Source organism: Xanthobacter pollutisoli (assembly GCF_040044995.1).
GTDB lineage: Bacteria > Pseudomonadota > Alphaproteobacteria > Rhizobiales > Xanthobacteraceae > Xanthobacter.
Genome location: NZ_JBDZDP010000001.1, coordinates 156101 through 174047 on the forward strand (window position 1 = coordinate 156101; position 17947 = coordinate 174047).

The 17947-nt window shown below is 66.9% G+C and carries 17 protein-coding genes; 14 read left to right on the plus strand and 3 right to left on the minus strand.

What is annotated here, in order from left to right; genetic code table 11:
• The first annotated feature begins 66 nt into the window (after positions 1-66).
• The 5 genes from ABLE93_RS00735 (at position 67) to ABLE93_RS00755 (ending at position 4746) form a co-directional block, all read left to right on the plus strand.
• A complete protein-coding gene (locus ABLE93_RS00735; RefSeq protein WP_348837179.1) occupies positions 67-1464 on the plus strand; it encodes an MFS transporter in 1398 nt (465 codons plus the stop codon).
• Positions 1465-1707: 243 nt separating this feature from the next.
• Complete coding sequence (locus ABLE93_RS00740; RefSeq protein ID WP_348837181.1) at positions 1708-1944, plus strand: RNA-binding protein; 237 nt, start codon at positions 1708-1710, stop codon at positions 1942-1944.
• Positions 1945-2008: 64 nt separating this feature from the next.
• Positions 2009-2644, plus strand: coding sequence for a hypothetical protein (locus ABLE93_RS00745; protein WP_348837183.1), 636 nt, complete (start codon positions 2009-2011; stop codon positions 2642-2644).
• Complete coding sequence (locus ABLE93_RS00750; protein WP_348837185.1) at positions 2637-3824, plus strand: helix-turn-helix domain-containing protein; 1188 nt, start codon at positions 2637-2639, stop codon at positions 3822-3824. The genes ABLE93_RS00745 and ABLE93_RS00750 overlap by 8 nt, the downstream gene beginning before the upstream one ends.
• 46 nt (positions 3825-3870) lie before the next feature.
• The gene (locus ABLE93_RS00755; protein ID WP_348838441.1) at positions 3871-4746 is read left to right on the plus strand and encodes an IS1 family transposase; all 876 of its coding nucleotides are present in this window, start codon (positions 3871-3873) and stop codon (positions 4744-4746) included.
• Here ABLE93_RS00755 and ABLE93_RS00760 read toward each other — a convergent pair.
• On the minus strand, positions 4743-4976 hold the full coding sequence (locus ABLE93_RS00760) for a hypothetical protein (protein WP_348837186.1): 234 nt from the start codon (positions 4974-4976) through the stop codon (positions 4743-4745). The genes ABLE93_RS00755 and ABLE93_RS00760 overlap by 4 nt on opposite strands.
• Between ABLE93_RS00760 and ABLE93_RS00765 the strand changes: the two genes are divergently transcribed.
• The 7 genes from ABLE93_RS00765 to ABLE93_RS00795 all read left to right on the plus strand — a co-directional run bounded on the left by ABLE93_RS00765 (position 4975) and on the right by ABLE93_RS00795 (position 11334).
• On the plus strand, positions 4975-5709 hold the full coding sequence (locus tag ABLE93_RS00765; RefSeq protein ID WP_348837189.1) for a hypothetical protein: 735 nt from the start codon (positions 4975-4977) through the stop codon (positions 5707-5709). The genes ABLE93_RS00760 and ABLE93_RS00765 overlap by 2 nt on opposite strands.
• A 77-nt stretch (positions 5710-5786) precedes the next feature.
• On the plus strand, positions 5787-5957 hold the full coding sequence (locus ABLE93_RS00770; protein WP_348837190.1) for a hypothetical protein: 171 nt from the start codon (positions 5787-5789) through the stop codon (positions 5955-5957).
• Between the two features lie 11 nt (positions 5958-5968).
• Positions 5969-6136 (plus strand): cupin domain-containing protein, encoded by a 168-nt coding sequence (locus ABLE93_RS00775; RefSeq protein ID WP_348837191.1) that lies wholly within the window; start codon positions 5969-5971, stop codon positions 6134-6136.
• 74 nt (positions 6137-6210) lie between these two features.
• Complete coding sequence (locus ABLE93_RS00780; RefSeq protein ID WP_348837192.1) at positions 6211-6444, plus strand: hypothetical protein; 234 nt, start codon at positions 6211-6213, stop codon at positions 6442-6444.
• Between the two features lie 129 nt (positions 6445-6573).
• Entirely contained in the window at positions 6574-9018 is a 2445-nt protein-coding gene (locus ABLE93_RS00785) for an ATP-dependent helicase (RefSeq protein ID WP_348838443.1), read from the plus strand.
• 120 nt (positions 9019-9138) lie between these two features.
• A complete protein-coding gene (locus ABLE93_RS00790) occupies positions 9139-10392 on the plus strand; it encodes a GGDEF domain-containing protein (RefSeq protein WP_348837193.1) in 1254 nt (417 codons plus the stop codon).
• Positions 10393-10422: 30 nt separating this feature from the next.
• On the plus strand, positions 10423-11334 hold the full coding sequence (locus ABLE93_RS00795; protein ID WP_348837195.1) for a 50S ribosomal protein L11 methyltransferase: 912 nt from the start codon (positions 10423-10425) through the stop codon (positions 11332-11334).
• Between the two features lie 12 nt (positions 11335-11346).
• Here the strand turns inward: ABLE93_RS00795 and ABLE93_RS00800 are convergent, their stop codons facing one another.
• Positions 11347-11526 (minus strand): hypothetical protein, encoded by a 180-nt coding sequence (locus ABLE93_RS00800; protein ID WP_348837196.1) that lies wholly within the window; start codon positions 11524-11526, stop codon positions 11347-11349.
• A gap of 216 nt (positions 11527-11742) precedes the next feature.
• On the minus strand, positions 11743-12252 hold the full coding sequence (locus ABLE93_RS00805; RefSeq protein WP_348837198.1) for a thioesterase family protein: 510 nt from the start codon (positions 12250-12252) through the stop codon (positions 11743-11745).
• A gap of 215 nt (positions 12253-12467) precedes the next feature.
• Between ABLE93_RS00805 and ABLE93_RS00810 the strand changes: the two genes are divergently transcribed.
• A complete protein-coding gene (locus tag ABLE93_RS00810; protein ID WP_348837199.1) occupies positions 12468-13880 on the plus strand; it encodes an FAD-binding oxidoreductase in 1413 nt (470 codons plus the stop codon).
• Positions 13881-13943: 63 nt separating this feature from the next.
• Positions 13944-17918, plus strand: a complete 3975-nt coding sequence (locus ABLE93_RS00815) for an AsmA family protein (protein ID WP_348837200.1) — start codon at positions 13944-13946, stop codon at positions 17916-17918.
• The last annotated feature ends 29 nt before the right edge of the window (positions 17919-17947 follow it).

Sequence of the window (17947 nt, forward strand, 5' to 3'; positions counted from 1 at the left end):
GAGCCGCCGGGACTGCCATGCTGGGCGAGCGAATCGCACCCGAACCCAGTCCCACGGACGACCGCCTTGCCGCACCCCTTGGTCCCGCGCCGGGCCGTCATCGGCTGGATCCTGTTCGATCCGGCCTGCCAGCCCTATTTCACCCTCATCACCACCTTCATCTTCGCCCCCTACTTCGCCTCCGCCGTCGCGCCCACGCCGGCCGAAGGGCAGGCCCTGTGGGGCTTCGCCACCGGCGCGGCCGGCCTCGTCATCGCCCTGTGCTCGCCACTGCTCGGCGCGGTGGCGGATGCGGCGGGCCGGCGCAAGCCGTGGATCGCGGTGTTCGGACTTATGCTGATGACGGGCTCGGCCCTGCTGTGGCTGGCGGTGCCGGGCGAGACCGCGCGGATCCCGCTGGTTCTCGCCGCCTTCGCCCTCGGCACCATCGGCGTCGAGTTCGCCACCGTCTTCAACAACGCCATCATGCCTCACCTCGTGCCACCGGAGCGGCTCGGCCGGCTTTCGGGCGCCGGGTGGGCGGCGGGTTATTTCGGCGGCCTCGTCTCCCTCGCCCTTATGCTCGCCTTCTTCTCCACCAGCCCGGAGACCGGCCTCACCCTCCTCGGCCTGCCCCCGGCGCTCGGGCTGGACGCGGCGACGCGGGAGGGGGATCGCATCAGCGGGCCGTTCACCGCCCTGTGGTTCGCGGTGCTTGTCCTGCCCATGTTCCTGTTCGTGCCGGACGCGCCGCAGGCCATGCCCATGGGCGAAGCCTTGCGTGCCGGGCTCGGCGAGATGCGCGCCCTGCTGCCGCGTCTGAAGGCGAGGCCGGTGCTGGCGCGGTTTCTCCTCGCCAACATGGTGTATGCCGACGGGCTCGTCGCCCTGTTCGCCTTCGGCGGCATCTATGCCGCGGGCACGTTCGGCTGGGGCGCCATCGAGATCGGCATCTTCGGCATTCTACTCACCCTCGCGGGAACGGCAGGAGCGCTTGCCGGCGGCTGGCTCGACGACGCGCTCGGGCCGCGCACGGTGATCCTCGGCGCGCTCCTCGCCCTGCTCGTCGCCTGCGCCGGCCTGCTTTCGGTCAGCCGGGACTCGATCCTCTTCGGCCTCGTGCCCACGGCGCCGGGGGACGGTCTCTACGGGACGCTGCCGGAAAAGGTCTATGTCGGCCTCGGCCTGCTGATCGGCGCCGTGGCAGGCCCACTCCAGGCCGCCTCGCGCACCCTGCTCGTGCGTCTCGCGCCAGCGGAAAATCTCACCGAGTGCTTCGGCCTGTTCGCCCTCTCCGGCAAGATCACCTCCTTCTTCGCCCCCACGTCCGTCGCCATCGTCACGGCCGCGACGGCGAGCCAGAAGGCGGGCGTCGCCGTGCTCCTCGCTTTCTTCGCTGCCGGGGCGGTTCTGGTGGCCGGGGTGCGGGCGCCGGCACACGCCCCCTTGCCGGTAGTGTCTCAGTTTGAAATCCGACGCCATTGACCACCGCCATCGTATGGCCGAATCCCGTGCTATGCTAACCGGCAAGCATAGGAGCGAATATGCCAATCGAAGACCACCCACTCTATCAAGAGTGGTCTGATGCGTTGGACCACCTAAGGGAGGCCAATGAACGGTATCGTGCCGCGTCCATCCGGAATGATCGCGCCATTGAGACCTATCGGTTGGACCTGCTGACGGCCAAAAGAAAATATGACGAAGTGTCGACCAAACTGGGGGATTTCGATGCCCAAGGGTCCTAAAGGCGAGAAGCGCCCCGCCGACGTGATCGGCAACGCCGTCCACGTCATGCGCATAGCCACTGGCGAGATTGAAGAGGGCACGCCCGTAGATGACGGGAAGGACCCGGCGGCCAAGGCGCTGGGCGCCAAAGGCGGGAAGGCGCGCGCGGCTGGGATGACGCCGGAGCGCCGCGCCGAGATAGCGAGGAAGGCCGCGGCAAAGCGGTGGAGTGGCGGTTGACAAAACCGCCACTTTTTCGTATCTGGTTGCGGGGCCATCAAGGAAACCGATCCGGAGCAAGACATTGGAGCACGCCGAAGCTTTCCTGCTTGACCAGATCCCCCAGCAGTACCGCGCACTGATCCCGGCGACGCTTAAGTCCGCCTATGACGCGGCAGCGCTCGCAACGAAGGATGAGCCAATTTTCAACGTCCCCAGCGCCATCGACAACCGAGGGCGCGTCATTCAGTGGAGCGTCGACCTTGCTTTCGAAAGGCTGGTGAAGGCGGGGAAATGGCCCTACGACATTCGCTGGCAACAGTATGAGAAGCCGACGGGGCGCTATTTAGAGATTCGGCCCTCGCACTGCGTTCTGACCATCAGCCAAGTTGCCAACCCCAGGAAACAGCCTCGCGACGTCCGATTTCGTGAAAATATGAGGTTGAGCGCGCAAGGTTGGCTGGCAGGTATGGCGCCAGAGAGCGACTCTTCGGGCGGCCTGCCCCACGTACTGTTGATGCACGGGCATCAGACGTTGAACTTCGCTCACCTCGCTATCCCGAAGGGGGACCACGCGTCCGGCTTCCATTTCCGCACGCGCAATCTGATGACAATGCCTCACGTTGTCTCAGAGCCGGAAGTCGCCATCGAAGACACAGACGTGGAAGCCGTGCTGGTCTTGAAGGAAGAGATTGATAAGTGGCGGAAAGATCATGGGTGATAAAGTAGTTCGCTTTCCCGGAGCCGCCCGCGTTTCGAGCGTCGGGCGGCTTTTGATTCCGAGCCGTCTCAAGGACGCGCGCAAAGCCGCGCGCCTCACGCAAGGCGAGTTGGGAGAGAAGATCGGTGTTACGCGTCAAGCTGTTTCCGCATATGAACGCGGGGACAAGGTACCAGAGCCCATGGTCTTTCAGAGGATCGTCGAGGCGCTAAAGCAACCCACGACCTTTTTCACGGGAGAAGGTCCATCTGTATTTGGCCAGTTCAGTACCCGCTTTTTCCGGAAGGTTGGGCCTGACACTGTCAGGCGCAACGAGGCTTGCGACGTACTTGGACAATGGTTTGTGCAAACAGCGTTCTATCTGAACGAGTTTGTATCTTTTCCTGATGTGGTGTTGCCGGAGGCAGAACCCGACCATCCGGACGGAACTTATTCGATAGATGCAATTGATGAGATTGCCATTAACCTGAGGCGGCAGTGGGGGCTAGGGGCTGGCCCTATCTCTAATGTTCTCGCGCTAGTAGAATCAAAGGGCATCATTGTCTGCAAATATGAGATGACTGACGAAAATGTTGAGGCGTTTTCCTTTTGGAATGGGAACAGAGCCTTTATTTTTATGGCGTCGGAAAAGACTGCAGGGGTTAGGCTTAGGTACGATCTTGCCCATGAACTGGGCCATCTCATACTGCATCGTTGGGTTGAGCAATCGGAAATTTCAGATCCAACAAGACTAAAGGTTATAGAGAGCGAGGCTAACCGGTTTGCTGGCGCGTTTTTGTTGCCAAAAACCTCTTTCCCGAACGAGGTCTACACGCTAAAACTTGACGCATTTATTCCACTAAAGGAGAGGTGGAAGGTTTCCATACAGTCAATGATTTATAGATGTAAAGATCTTGAAATCATTGACTCTGATCAGTTTATGAATTTGTACAAGCAAATTTCATTTAGAAAATGGAGAAAGAGTGAGCCATTGGATGACCCAGGAAGAATACAGATCGAGCAACCAAAAATGCTTCGGCGTGCCATGGAAATGGTGGTTAACAATAGAAAGAGCTGCGATGAAATCGTAAATGATCTTAGATTTAGTGGGGGATGGATCGAGATATTTTGCAACCTACCGCCTGGCAGTTTCGCCGCAGACCAGGACGCAGAGCCCGATCCGCCGCTAAATTTAAGGTGAAACTCAATGCTTGACGCTAAGCATGAAAGTTCATATCATGCACGGCATGAACAAGCTGCCTCTCGCCAAGCGCGTCCAAATCCTCTCCATGCTCTGCGAGGGATCGTCCATGCGGTCGATCTCCCGCGTGGCGGATGTGAGCATCAACACGGTGTCCAAGCTGCTGGTTGATGCGGGCAGGGCTTGCGCGGTTTTCCATGACGAGCAGGTGCGCGGCGTGAAAGCGCGGCGGGTGCAGGTCGATGAGATTTGGTCGTTCACCTACGCCAAGCAGAAGAACGTCGCGACGGCCAAGGCGGCTCCGGAAGAGGCTGGCGATACGTGGACGTGGACCGCCATCGATGCCGAGTCCAAGTTGATCGTGTCCTGGCTGGTGGGCGGTCGCGACAGCGAATATGCGATGGCCTTCATGGACGATCTGGCGGGCCGTCTAGCGAACCGGGTGCAGCTCACCTCAGACGGTCACAAGGCGTACCTTGAGGCGGTGGAGGGCGCGTTCGGTGGGGACGTGGACTACGCGATGCTTGTGAAGCTGTACGGCACCGCCCCGGAAAGCGCCCGTGGCCGCTACAGCCCTGCGGAGTGCATCGGCGCCCGCAAGGAGCGCATTGAAGGCTCTCCGGACCCGAAGCACGTCAGCACGTCCTATGCCGAACGTCAGAACCTCACCATGCGGATGCAGATGCGCCGGTTCACCCGCCTGACGAACGGCTTCTCGAAGAAGTTCGAGAACCACATGCACATGGTGGCGATCTATACCGTTTGGTACAATTTCGTGAAGCTGCACCGGGCGCACAAGGTGACGCCTGCGATGGCGGCCGGTGTCTCTGATCGGCTCATGAGCATGGAAGACATGGCGGTCATGATAGATGAGGCCGCGCCCAAGCCCGGCAAGCGTGGGCCCTACAAACAGCGCGCCTAGCCCCCGCGCTGCCCAGCCACCAGCATCCCAAAGAGCGTGCGCGCGGCATCCAGGCTTGCCGCCTTGGCGAGCACTTCAAAGCTCGCCCCCTTCTGGCGGCTGATAAAATACCCCGTTGGCCCGCCAAGGTTGTCTTTCTCAACGTGCTCAACGTAGGTCTGGCCGTGTACCGGAGAGACATATACTGTTTCGCCTGACTCCAGCTTCGCCATAAGGGTAATGTCGTCCATGGCCGCGACTCCCAACTATCGGTTCAACGCGAACCCGGTGTTCACGGTGAATCACATTTCTGAATATCTTGCGACCGAAAATGCACCGCAGCGGACGCGGATCATTCGCGCAGCGAAATTCCCAAAGAAGGTTGAGGTTGCGGCCTACGGCCAGATTCGGGCGCCGCTGCAATCAGCGCTCTTGAAGCCTGATTTTGACCGGGGCGATCTTGAATTTCTCGCAGACAAGCTTGCCACGAAAGCGACACGAGAAATCGGGTATGCGCGTGATGAAGCCCTGCGGTGTGAAAAGGCCGTCCGGGCATTCATTGATCTGATGCGGCCGAAATCCTTTTCTAAGGTTCAAATAAGCGCAGCCCCAAGCAGCCTATCCATAATCCAAAGCGGTGTTCGGCTAAAGATTACCATGGATGCATCCGTCTCGGCTGAGACAGATGGCGTGATGAACTCTGGGGGCATCGTACTTCTCTACGCCTTCGCTGCGGATAGAGGCCCTATGAAAGACAGGCTTGGCGCTATGACAAGCTTGTTACTTTGGGCTCTCGAAGGCGCCCAAATGGAGCCGCTTCCACGCCTCTGCATCGGCGTGGACCTAGCTGGTGGCGAAATCGTAAAGGCCAGCGCATCTTACACCCGGTTTCGTCAGCATGTGGCCGACTCGTGCCACGAGATCGCGGCGCGATGGGATGGCATAGAGCCCCCCGACGACTACGACGGGCCTGACTGGCGATAAATTTCAAACTGAGACACTACCCCCTTGCCCGATGACGCGCCGGGGGCGAAGGATGAAGCGACGCCAGGGAGGCCCCGATGACCATCCGTTCCATCCGCTTCGATCCGAAGCCCGCCATCGACCCCGGCGCCGCGACCACCGTCCACGAATGGTACCAGGACCGCACCGGCGCCTTCTCGGCCGGCTTCTGGGCCTCCGAACCCTCCGAGATCGAGGTCAAATACGACGAGGACGAGTTCTGCACCTGATCGAGGGGACGGTGGAGCTCACCGACGCCTCCGGCCATACGGAGACCTTTGTGGCCGGCCAGTCCTTCGTCATCCCCTCGGGCTTCACCGGCGTATGGCGGAGCGTGACCGCGGTGCGCAAGTTCTACGTGGTCCACCTGCCGCAATCCGCGCAGGCGCCGAACCTCGCCGGGACCTGAGCCCCGGGAATGGAACATCCGGCGCGGTGGCAGGTTGCCTTTTCCGAGACATGCATCCGGAAAGGGAGGTTTCCATGTCGGTCCGGTTCCCGCTCGCAGCCATGCTGTTCATGATGATCCAGGCGGTGACGTTCTTCGCCGGCGTCCTTCTGGTGCTCCTTTCGCCGCTGTCCCGCGAGGCCATGAGCCTCATGCCTTGGGTGGTGGTGCTTTCCGTTGCGGTCTCGGCGCCGCTCTCCTGGTGGCTCGCGCCACGCCTGCGCGCCCGCACCTGGCGCCGCGAGGGCGAGATGGAGCTGCTGAAGTAAGCGCAGATCGAACGACGCCAACGCTTTCCGGGGCGCCCCTCGCAATCGCCGTGATTGAGTGCCATTTTGTTCTCGAATGAGAATCAGGCCTTCCGCTGAGGCCGTGCGAGAGAGCGCCCCGTGACCCAATTGCCCCATCCGCGCCGGAACCCGGCCGAGCCGGCGCCTGACCCGGTTCCGCGCCCGGGCGGCATCGCCGCGCGGGCGAGCGCGGGCCTTGCATCGGCCTCGTCGGCCGCCACCTATCTCTCCGGTCTCAACCCCGAGCAGCGTGAGGCGGTGGAAACGCTGGAGGGCCCTCTGCTCGTGCTCGCCGGCGCCGGCACCGGAAAGACCCGGGTGCTCACCGCCCGCGTCGCCCACATCCTCGCCACCGGTCGGGTCTTCCCGTCCCAGATCCTGGTCGTGACCTTTACCAACAAGGCCGCGCGGGAGATGAAGGACCGCATCCACGCCATGGTGGGCGACCAGATCGAGGGCATGCCCTGGCTCGGCACCTTCCATTCCATCGGCGTGCGGATCCTGCGGCGGCACCACGAATTGGTGGGACTGAAATCCGGCTTCACCATCCTCGACACCGACGACCAGATCCGCCTGCTGAAGCAGTTGCTCGCCGCCGAGAACATCGACGAGAAGCGCTGGCCGGCGCGCCTCCTCGCCTCCACCATCGACAGCTGGAAGAACCGCGGCCTTTCGCCTAAGGACGTCCCTCCCGGCGAGGGTGCGGTCTTCGCCAACGGCAAGGGCGGCGCCCTCTATGCCGCCTACCAGGCGCGGCTGAAGGCTCTGAATGCCGTGGACTTCGGCGACCTGCTGCTGGAAGGCATCCGCCTCTTCCGCGAAAACCCCGACGTGCTGGCGGAATACCACCGCCGCTTCAAATATCTGTTGGTGGACGAGTATCAGGACACCAACGTCGCCCAATATCTCTGGCTCCGCCTGCTGGCGCAGGGCTCCAAGAACGTCTGCTGCGTCGGCGACGACGACCAGTCCATCTATGGCTGGCGCGGCGCCGAGGTGGACAACATTCTCCGGTTCGAGAGCGACTTTCCCGGTGCCAAGGTGATCCGGCTGGAACGCAACTACCGCTCCACCGGCCACATCCTCGCCTCCGCCTCCCACCTTATCGCCCACAACGAGGGGCGGCTCGGCAAGACGCTGTTCTCGGAAGGCGACGAGGGCGAGCACGTCACCGTCACCGGAGCATGGGATTCCGGCGAGGAGGCCCGCGCCATCGGCGATGAGATCGAGGCGCTGCAACGGGCCGGGCATCGGCTGTCGGAGATCGCCATCCTCGTGCGCGCCTCCTTCCAGATGCGCGAGTTCGAGGACCGCTTCGTCACCCTGGGCCTGCCCTACCGCGTCATCGGCGGCCCGCGCTTCTATGAGCGGGCGGAAATCCGCGATGCGCTGGCCTATCTGCGCTGCGTGAACTCGCCGGCCGACGACCTCGCCTTCGAGCGCATCGTCAACGTGCCCAAGCGCGGCATCGGCGATGCGACGGTCAAGCAGATCCACGATGTGGCCCGTGCCGCCGGGGTGCCGCTGCAGGACGCCGCCCGCGTGCTGACCGAGAGCGAGGAGCTCAAACCCAAGGTGCGCGGCACCCTGCGCGGCCTCGTGCAGGCGTTCGAGCGCTGGCGCGAGCAGGCCCGCGTCATGTCGCACACCGAGATCGCCGAGATCGTGCTGGACGAGAGCGGCTACACCGAGATGTGGCAGAAGGACCGCTCCGCCGAGGCCGCCGGCCGGCTGGAGAACCTCAAGGAGCTGGTGCGCTCCATGGAGGCATTCGAGAATCTCTCCGGCTTCCTCGAGCACATCTCCCTGGTGATGGACACCGACAACGGCGCCGGCGAGGACGCCGTGCAGGTGATGACCCTGCATTCCGCCAAGGGGCTGGAATTCGACACCGTCTTCCTGCCCGGCTGGGAGGAAGGCCTGTTCCCCCACCAGCGCGCGCTGGACGACCAGGGCAAGGCAGGCCTGGAGGAGGAACGCCGCCTCGCCTATGTGGGCATCACCCGTGCCCGCGCCTCCGCGCGCATCTGGTTCGCCTCCAACCGGCGCATCCACGGCATGTGGAATTCCACCGTGCCCTCGCGCTTCCTCGACGAGCTGCCCGACGCCCACGTGCGGGTGGAGGAAAGCCGCGGCGGCATGGGATGGGGCGGCTCCTCCTATGGCGGCGGCAGCTATGGGCAGAGCCGGTTCGACCGCGCCGAGCCGTTCGCCGCCTCCTCCTATTCCACCCCCGGCTGGCAGCGGGCGCAGTCCCAGCGCGGGCGGTCCGAGACCGGCGGGGGACGCGGCGGCGGATTTTCTGGCGGCTTCGCGGAACGCGGAGGCCGATACGATGCCGCCGGATCAGGCCGGCGCGGGCCCATGGTCATCGAGGGTACGCTGGTCGCCACCTCCGCCGGCGCCCCCTCCGCCTTCAAGACCGGCGAGCGGGTGTTCCACATCAAGTTCGGCTACGGCGAGATCACCGGCATCGATGGCAACAAGCTGACCGTTCAGTTTGACAAGGCCGGCGAAAAGCGGGTGCTGGAAGCCTTTGTCGAGAAGGTGTGAGAAATGCGCCGCCGCGCGCCGCGCCCTGCGAATAACGCTTGCCTTCACGCCCCCGGGGCGCATCACTGACGCCATCCATTTGTCGCCCGCGGGTCCAATCCCGGGCAATGCCGAATCACCATGGGCGTGTTGAACATTCTTCTTCTCGGCGTCGAAATGCTGGTCTTCTTCGCGGCCATGCTGGCGCTGTTTCGCCTGCGTAGCACGCTGGGGATCGGAGTATTCTTCTGCGCGCTCGGCAGTCTCCATTTCATGGAGACGTATCTTGCGGCGAGCTATTACGTCCAGCTGCCGTTCGGGATCTCGCTTTCACCCGGTTCCGCCGTGCTTTTCGCCGGCAAGCTCGCGCTTCTTCTCCTGGTCTACATCCGGGAAGATGCGCTGGTCGCGCGCCAGCCCATCTACGGGCTGATGCTGGGCAACCTGGTTCTGCTCGTCCTCGTCTTCTTCCTGCGTCACCATTATGTTGTGCCCGCCCCCGGGACGCCCGCCGACCTCGGTTTCATGGACCAGCTCGGCATCCTCATGGTGTGGGGCACGATCCTGCTCTTCATCGACTGCATCGCCATGATCCTGCTCTATGAGCATCTGGCGCGGCGCATGAAGCGCCATCCGGTGGTGGTGATCTGGCTGACGCTGGCTCTGGTGCTGAGCTTCGACCAAATCGCCTTCTTCGGCGTGCTGAACCTTGCCATGGGCGTCCCGCTCTCGGCCGGCCTGGGCGGCTGGGCGGGCAAGCTGGTGGCATCCGGCGTCTACGCCGCCATGCTCGCGGCCTATCTCGCCCGCTTCGAGCTGGCGGACGCGGCGTCGCGCCCCCGCATCGCCGACGTCTTCGATGCCCTCACCTACCGCCAGCGCTACGAGCACCTGGAAATTACATCCAAGCGCGATCCGCTGACCCGCGTCCTGCATCGCGGCCAGTTGGAGCCGCTCGGCCGCGACCTCGCGGCGGTGGCGCGCACCACCGGACGGCCCATGAGCCTGCTTTTGGTGGACGTGGACGATTTCAAGCAGGTGAACGACACCCACGGCCACCAGGTGGGCGACACCGTATTACGGCTCCTCGCGGAGACGCTTTCGGACGGGCTTCGGCAGGCGGATCATGTGGTGCGCTATGGCGGCGACGAGTTTGCGGTGTTCGCGCCCGGGGTCCCGCACGCCTCGGCGCTGCATGTGGGCGCCATGCTTGCGCGACGGGTAGAGAACACGCATCTGCCCGAAGGGGTGCAGCGCCAGACCCTGTCCATTGGCGTCGCGACGCTGCCCAACGACGGGGAGACCTTGACGGACCTGCTGAATGCGGCCGACAAGCGCCTCTATGCGGCCAAAGCCGCCGGCCGCAACCGCGTGGTGGGCGCCGGCGCCGACTGACGCCGCCCGACAACGGATGATCGCGCCCCCATGCTCGAAGGCCTGCCCCCCAACGACGCCACCCACGTGATGCGGGTCGCGGCCCCGCGGAAGGCCGCCCAGCGCATCGCCGACCTCATTTCGGAGACCTTCGACCCGGCCGAGGTGGCGGTGGCCAATTTCGAGCGCACCGACGACGACTGGGTGGTGGAAGTGTATGCCGGCTCTGCCTTCGATGCCGAGCGGCTTGCCGAACTGGTGGAGATCGCGGCCGGACCGGACATCGCCGCGGGCGTCACCTTCGGCGATGTGGAGCAGAAGGACTGGGTGGCCGCGAGCCTGGAAGGACTTGCGCCCGTGGCCGTCGGGGCCTTTGTCGTCCATGGGGCGCATGATCGCGGCCGGGTCGGCCCCAACCGCATCGGCATCGAGATCGAGGCGGCGCTCGCCTTCGGCACGGGTCACCATGGAACCACGCAGGGCTGCCTGCACGCCATCGCCGACGCCGCCAAGCGCGGGCGGCCGCGCCGGATCCTCGACGTGGGAACGGGCACCGGGGTTCTGGCCATCGCGGCCGAACGCCAGTTTCACAGCCATGTGGTGGGGAGCGATATCGACATCATCGCCGTGCGCACGGCGCGAACCAATGCGGTGGCCAACAAGGCGCCTGGCGTGCGGATGCTGCATGCGGCCGGAGCCGATGCCCGCGTCATCGCCGGTGAGGGGCCCTATGACCTGATCCTGGCCAACATCCTGCTGCCGCCTCTGAAGCGGCTGGCACGGCCGCTTTCCGCGCTGCTCGCGCCGGGCGGACGCATCGTGCTGTCGGGACTTCTGACCGCGCAGACGCCGGCCGCCCTTGCGGCCTACCGGGCGCGCGGCCTCCGGCTCGTCAGCCAGAGGCATATCGAGGGCTGGGCCACCCTCACCCTCGCCACGCGAACCGGACGGCCGCGCGGATGAGGGTTCGTCCCATCAGGCGATGGGATCGCGGCCGTTGAGGTGCACATAGCGGGCGAGCTCGCGCTCGGCCTGTTCGGTGCGCGCGGCGATCACGGCTTCCAGCAGGCGGGCGAAGAAACCCTTGGCGGGCTGGGAGCTCTGAGCCTTGGCGCTGCGGGCGATGGACTTTTCGGAATAGGTGACGGCGCTCATGGGAGGCCTCCTGCACTGGGGGCCGAGCGGCCCTTATCGCAGTGCAATATAGGCCCCACCGCAGCGCAGCAGAAGCAGCGTCAGGACATGCCAGACCTGCGCGGCATGCAAGGTTTAGGAATTGTTCCCATGCCGGCCCTGCGGGCCGCGAGGGGGAAAGTGCCGTGCCGCCGGGACCCGGCTGGGCGAAAGCCGCCTTGCCGGGCGGCCCGCCGATCACAAGCGCGAGGGCATGCCCACCCGGCGGCCGAGGCCATCCAGGGGCGGCAGGCTCGCATGGGCGGCGCGCATGGTGGCGATCCGCTCCAGGACGTCGTCCGGGAAGGGCACCACCCGACGCGTGCCGAGATCCACGTGCAGCATCATCTGCTCCGACGTGGCGGACACCCAGCCCTCGGTGGCATGATGCAGCGACTGGAAGAGGTGCAGCCGCTTCTCGTCATAGTCGATGAGCCGCAGCGTGACGCGCACCGGCGATTCCGGCGCCAGCTCGCGCAGGTAGCGGATGTGGGACTCGCCGGTGAAGAAGGAGGCGCGGCGGGAGCGGGCATAAGCCGGCCCGAGCCCGAGGAGGCACAGAGCCTCGTCGACCGCGCGGTCGAAGATGAGTGTGTAGTAGGCCACGTTGAGATGGCCGTTATAGTCGATCCAGTCGCTCTCCACCGTCATGGAGGAGGAGACGAAAGGCGCAAAGAACACAGGCTCAAAGTCGATTCGGTCCAGCATGGCCGCCTCGCTTCGTCGGTTTCGGAAATTGCCGCTTGTGAACGCACTGTGCCGTGCTAGGAGGCCTTCGTCACCCCCGAAAACGGGCGGGACCGCGAATCATAAAAGTCACTGTCAAGGCGAAATTGTTCCATTTGGGTTTGCAACTACCGCATCCGGCCGGCCGACGCCCGAGGACGTCCCGTCCGGCGCAGACAAAGGTTAAGGATTTGTAAATGCTTCCCGCAGCCGCGAATTCGGACCTCTCGCTCCAGCAGCGCGCCAACGATGCTGTCGAGCGCCTCCAGGCCACACTGGGTAACAAAGTCGTGACGAGCCGCGCGGTGCGCGAGCAGCACGCCAATGTGACCACTTATCTGCCCAACGAGCCGGCAGATGCAGTGGTTTTCGCCGAGTGCACAGAAGATGTGCAGACAATTGTGCGCACATGCGCGGAGCTAGGGGTCCCGGTCATCCCGTGGGGCGCCGGCACCTCGCTCGAGGGCCATGTGAACGCGCCCTTCGGCGGGATCTGCATTGACCTGTCGCGGATGAACCGGGTGCTGGAGGTGAACGCCGCCGACCTCGATTGCGTTATCGAGCCCGGCGTCACCCGCAAGCGGCTCAATGAGGATCTGCGCGATCAGGGCCTGTTCTTCCCCATCGACCCCGGCGCGGATGCCTCCCTGGGGGGCATGGTCTCCACCCGCTGCTCCGGCACCAATGCCGTGCGCTACGGCACCATGAAGGACAACGTGCTGTCGCTGAAGGTGGTGACCCCGTCAGGCGACGTCCTCACCACCGCCACCCGCGCCCGCAAGTCGTCCGCCGGCTATGATCTGACCCGCCTCTATGTGGGCGCAGAGGGCACGCTGGGGATCATCACCGAGATCACGCTGAAGCTCTACGGCATCCCCGAGGCGGTCTCCGCCGCGGTCTGTCCCTTCCCCAGCATCGAGGCCGCCTGCAACACGGTGATCGCTACCATCCAGAGCGGCATTCCCGTCGCCCGAATCGAGCTTCTGGACGAGGTGCAGGTCAAGGCCTCCAACGCCTATGCCAAGCTCGCCCTCGCCGAGACCCCTACCCTCTTCCTGGAATTCCACGGCACCGAGGCGAGCGTGCACGAGCAGGCGGACCGCTTCGGCGCCCTCGCCGCGGAGTTCGGCGGCGGCCCCTCGGTGTTCGCTGTGAAGCCCGAGGAGCGCTCCAAATTGTGGCAGGCGCGGCACGATGCCTATTGGTCGGTGCTGCCCATGCGGCCCGGCGCGAAGGCGGTGGCGACCGACGTGTGCGTGCCCATCTCCCGCCTTGCCGACTGCGTGATGGAGACCAAGCAAGATATCGTCGAGATGGGCCTCATCGCCCCCATCGTCGGCCATGTGGGCGACGGCAATTTCCACACCACCCTGATGGTGGACGTGAACGACCCGGATGATCTGGCCAAGGCCAAGCACTACATGAAGCGCCTCGTGGAGCGAGCGCTTGCCATGGGCGGTACTTCCACCGGGGAGCACGGCATCGGCCAGGGCAAGATGAAGTACATGGCGCCCGAGCACGGCGAGCCGGCCCTCGAAGCCATGCGGGCGCTCAAACGCGCGCTCGATCCTAAAAACATCATGAATCCGGGGAAGGTCGTCGCGATCTGATCGCATTCCCTGCGCATAGGACAATGGGCCCTGCTCAGGTCGGGGCGTCTCGGGGAGACAGGCGTGCAGGGCATTCTCATCAGCCTCGCCACGGCGGTGATCCTGGCCATCGGCGGCGCGTTCGCAGCGCCGTTCGTGGTCGACTGGAACCAATGGCGGGGCACGTTCGAGACCGAGATGGGCCGGGCGCTCGGCCTGCCCGTCGTCATCCGCGGGCCCATCGAGGCGGAAATCCTGCCCGCCCCCCGCATCGTCCTGCGCGACGTCACCCTCGGCGACGTGGTCTCCACCGGCGGCACGGTGCGCCAGCTGAAGGCCGAGCTGTCGCTCGGCGCGCTGATCCGCGGCGAGGTGCAGGCCACCGGCGTCACGCTCACGAAGCCGCAGATCCGTCTCGTGCTGGACAGCGCAGGGCGCGTCGCCATGCCCACCGGGGCCGGGCGCGCGGCGGAGCTTTCCATCGCGCGGCTCGAGGTGGAGGACGGCAGCCTCGACGTGCTCGATCGCGCCTCCGACCACCGCTTCACCATCGACGACCTCGACCTGAAGGGCGAGGCGCGCTCCCTCGCCGGGCCGTTCCGCCTCGACGGCGAGGTGCAGGCGGGTGAAGCGCGTTTCGCGCTGCGCTCCACCCTCGGCCGCATCGCCGACGACGGCACGGGACGTCTGCGCGTGGTGCTCGACGGGCGCACCCGCCCCTTCGGGCTCGACCTCGACGGCACGCTCAACGTGGCCGGCGCCAAGCCGCGCTTCGACGGCCGGGCCACCCTCTCACGCCACAGCGGCGACGGGCCCGAGGCCTGGCAGATCTCCGGGACGCTGAAGGCGAGCCCGGAAGCGGTCCTGGCGGAGAGCCTCGATCTCGCCCTAGGCGGCTCGGCGACGCCGGCCCAGCTCACCGGTTCGGCCCGCCTCTCCCTCGGCCGCGCCATCGGCCTCGATGCGGTGCTGAATGCCCGCAGCCTGGACCTCGACGCCATCCGCGCCGCCACCGGCCAAACGGACCCGGCTTCGGGCGGCGAGGCGGACGGCACCCCGGTCGCCTCCCTCACCCGCTTCCTCGCGGGCGTCGCCGCGCTTCCGGCGCCGGACATCGCCTCGCGCATCGGCCTCTCGGTGGATCAGCTGATGCTGGGCGGCACCATGGTGCGCGACGTGCGCGCCGACATTTCCGGCTCCGCCACGGGCTGGCGGGTGGACACCGCGGAGGCCCAGCTTCCCGGCAAGGCCGCGCTGCGGCTGTCGGGCACGCCGACGCGGGCCAACGGCGGCGGCGGCTTCGACGGCACCCTCGCCTTCTCGGCCGACGAGCCGGCAGTGTTCCTGCGCTGGGCCGCGCCCACCGCACCGCGGGAATATGTTGCTGCGGTGAAAGGTCCGGTGCGCATCTCGGGGCGCGTCTCCGCCGGGCCGGCCCGCATCGCGGTAGACAATCTCGACGCCACCTTCGCCGCCAGCCGTATGCGCGGTTCCGGCTCCGCGGCGCTGAGGACCGGCGCGCCGCCGAGGCTCGACCTGCGCCTGTCGCTGGACGGGTTCGATCTCGACCCGCTGGTGGCCGCGCTGCAGACCGCCTCGGCCGCCGTGGGCGGCGGGGCCGACGGCGCGGTGGTCATCGAGGGCCGCAACCTCACCCTCTCCGGCCTGCCGCTGCGCGGCCTCACGCTGGACGGCACCGCCACCGGCGGCAACTGGCGCCTCGCGCGCATCGTCATGGACGATCTCGCGGGCCTGCGCATCGAAGGCGCCGGGCGCATGGAGAATTTCTCCACCACGCCGCGCGGCGAGTTCAACATCTCTGCGTCCGGCACCAAGGCGGATGGGCTCGTCCCCGTCGCCCGCCTCCTCGCCGGCGAGCAGACCGCGCAGGTGCTGACCACCCTTCTGCCCATCGCCGCGCCGGTGAGGCTGACGAGCACCGTGGTGTGGGCCGAGGCGGGCGGCCGCAACGTGACCATCGCCGGCAACCTCGGCCAGATCACCGGCGACGTCACCTTCGCCCGCACCTCCGCCGGCGTCCCCTTGAGGATCGCGCTGAAGGCGGACGCGGCCGACGGCGCCCGCGCCCTCGCGGCCTTCGGCATCGAGGGCCTCGCCCAGAGGCTCGGCGCGGGGCACGCGGAGCTCTCCGTCGACCCCCTCACGGGCGACGAAGCCCAGGTGAAGGGCCGCCTGACCCTTGCCGACATGACCGCACAGGCCAACGGCACCGCCCGCATGGGCGCCAACGGCATGGAGCCCAATCTCGCGGTACGTCTCGACGGCGGCGACCTCGGCCGCATCCTGCCGCAGGCCTCCGCCGCCGCGGACGGCCCGGTGCCGGCCGCCCTCGCCTTCACCCTGTCGCGCAAGGGCGCGGCCTGGCGCCTCGCCGACATGGCCGGCTCGCTGGCGGCGGCGCCGGTCTCCGGCACAGTGGATTTCGAGCCTGGCCCGGTGCCCCGCCTGTCCGGCAAACTTGCCTTCGACGCGCTCTCCGTGCCGCGGCTGCTCGGCATGTTCGCCGCCCGCACCGGGGCTGAGCCTTCCGGCGCCCCCGGCACATGGAGCGCGGCGCGCCTTCTGCCGGAGGCGGTGGGGGGTGTCGGCCTCAATCTCGAGCTGAGCGCCGGCCGCATCGCCGTGCTCGGGCCCTACGTCCTCACCAAGGGCCGCCTCGTGCTGGTGAGCGACGGGACCGACCTCGACATGCGCGATCTCTCCGGCAGCCTGGGCGGCGGGCGCGCCGCCGCCTCGCTCCGGGTGCGCAGGCAGGCCGACACCCTCCAAGCGGACGGGCGGCTGGTGCTGGAGCAGGTGGACGCCGGCGCGCTTCTCGCTCCCACCGGCGCCCGCGCCCAGCCCAAGGGGCGCGTCAACCTGCTGCTCGACCTCGGCGGCTCGGGCCGCACCGTTCAGGCGCTGGTGCAGTCGCTCTCCGGTCAGGGGACCTTGGGCGTGCGCGATCTCGTCATCGACGCCGTCAGTCCCGGCGCGCTGGAGGCGGTGCTCGCCGAAGCTGCCCCGCTGGCGCCGCCGCCCGACGAACGCCGCACCGCGCAGATGCTCGACCGCGCCCTGGCGAAGGAGCCGCTGCGGCTGGCCTTCGCCGAATCCACCCTAGGCATCGTCAACGGCGTCGTCCGCCTCTCCCCCGCCCGCGCCACGGCCGACGGCGTGCGCATCGGCCTCACCGGCAGCCTCGACCTGTCGCGCCTGACCATGGACGCCGCCATCGACCTTGAGGGTACGGAAGGCGCCGGCGGAGTCCCCGGCGGCAACGTCGCCTGGCGCGGACCGCTGGCCAATCCCGACCGGAGGGTCGCGGCGCCTGCCGTCACCAGCGTCATCGCCATGCGCGCCATCGAGCGTGAGACCCGCCGGCTGGAGGAGCGCCAGCGCGGCAGCGCCGCACCGGCCGACCCGGCAACGCCCGCGCCCGCTTCGCTCCAGCCGACGCCGGCCACCCCTCCTCCCGCCGCGCCCGCCGCCGCGGTGCCCACGCGCCCGGCGACGCCGCCCCCGCCGGTCCAGAGCACCGCTCCCGCGGCCCCCGCCCCGGCAGTCCCTGCGCGGACGGCGCCGCCGCCCCAGACCGTGGCTCCCGCGCCAGCTCCGGTGCCCGCACCCGCACCGCCACCAGCACCGCCACCCGCGCAGGCCGTCGCGCCCGCGCCGCCCGCCGTGGTGCCGGTGCCCCGCGCGATCGATCGTCAGGACCTGCCTGCGCCCGGCTTCGGCCTGCCCAGCGCGCCGGGCACCGCCGGCACAGCCACGCCAGTGGACGTGCAGCCGGCACCGCCGCAGGCCCAACAGGCGAGCCCGTCGGATGCGCCTGCCGTGCGGCAGGAGTCGCGGGCAACGCCCGAGACCTCCACGCAGGACCCGGTCCGCCGACCGGCGGTGGTCCGGCAAACCCCGCCGCCCCGCCGCCCGGATCGACCGGACCGGCCCGAGCCCCCGCGCTTCACCCTGCCCGCCCCGAGCGAGGGCACGTTGCCGCCCACAAGCGGCTTCGGCGATCTGCCCCGCCCGCCCGGGCTCGTGGGCGCCCGCTAGGCGTGAAGATGGTGGGGAGTGTTGGCGGT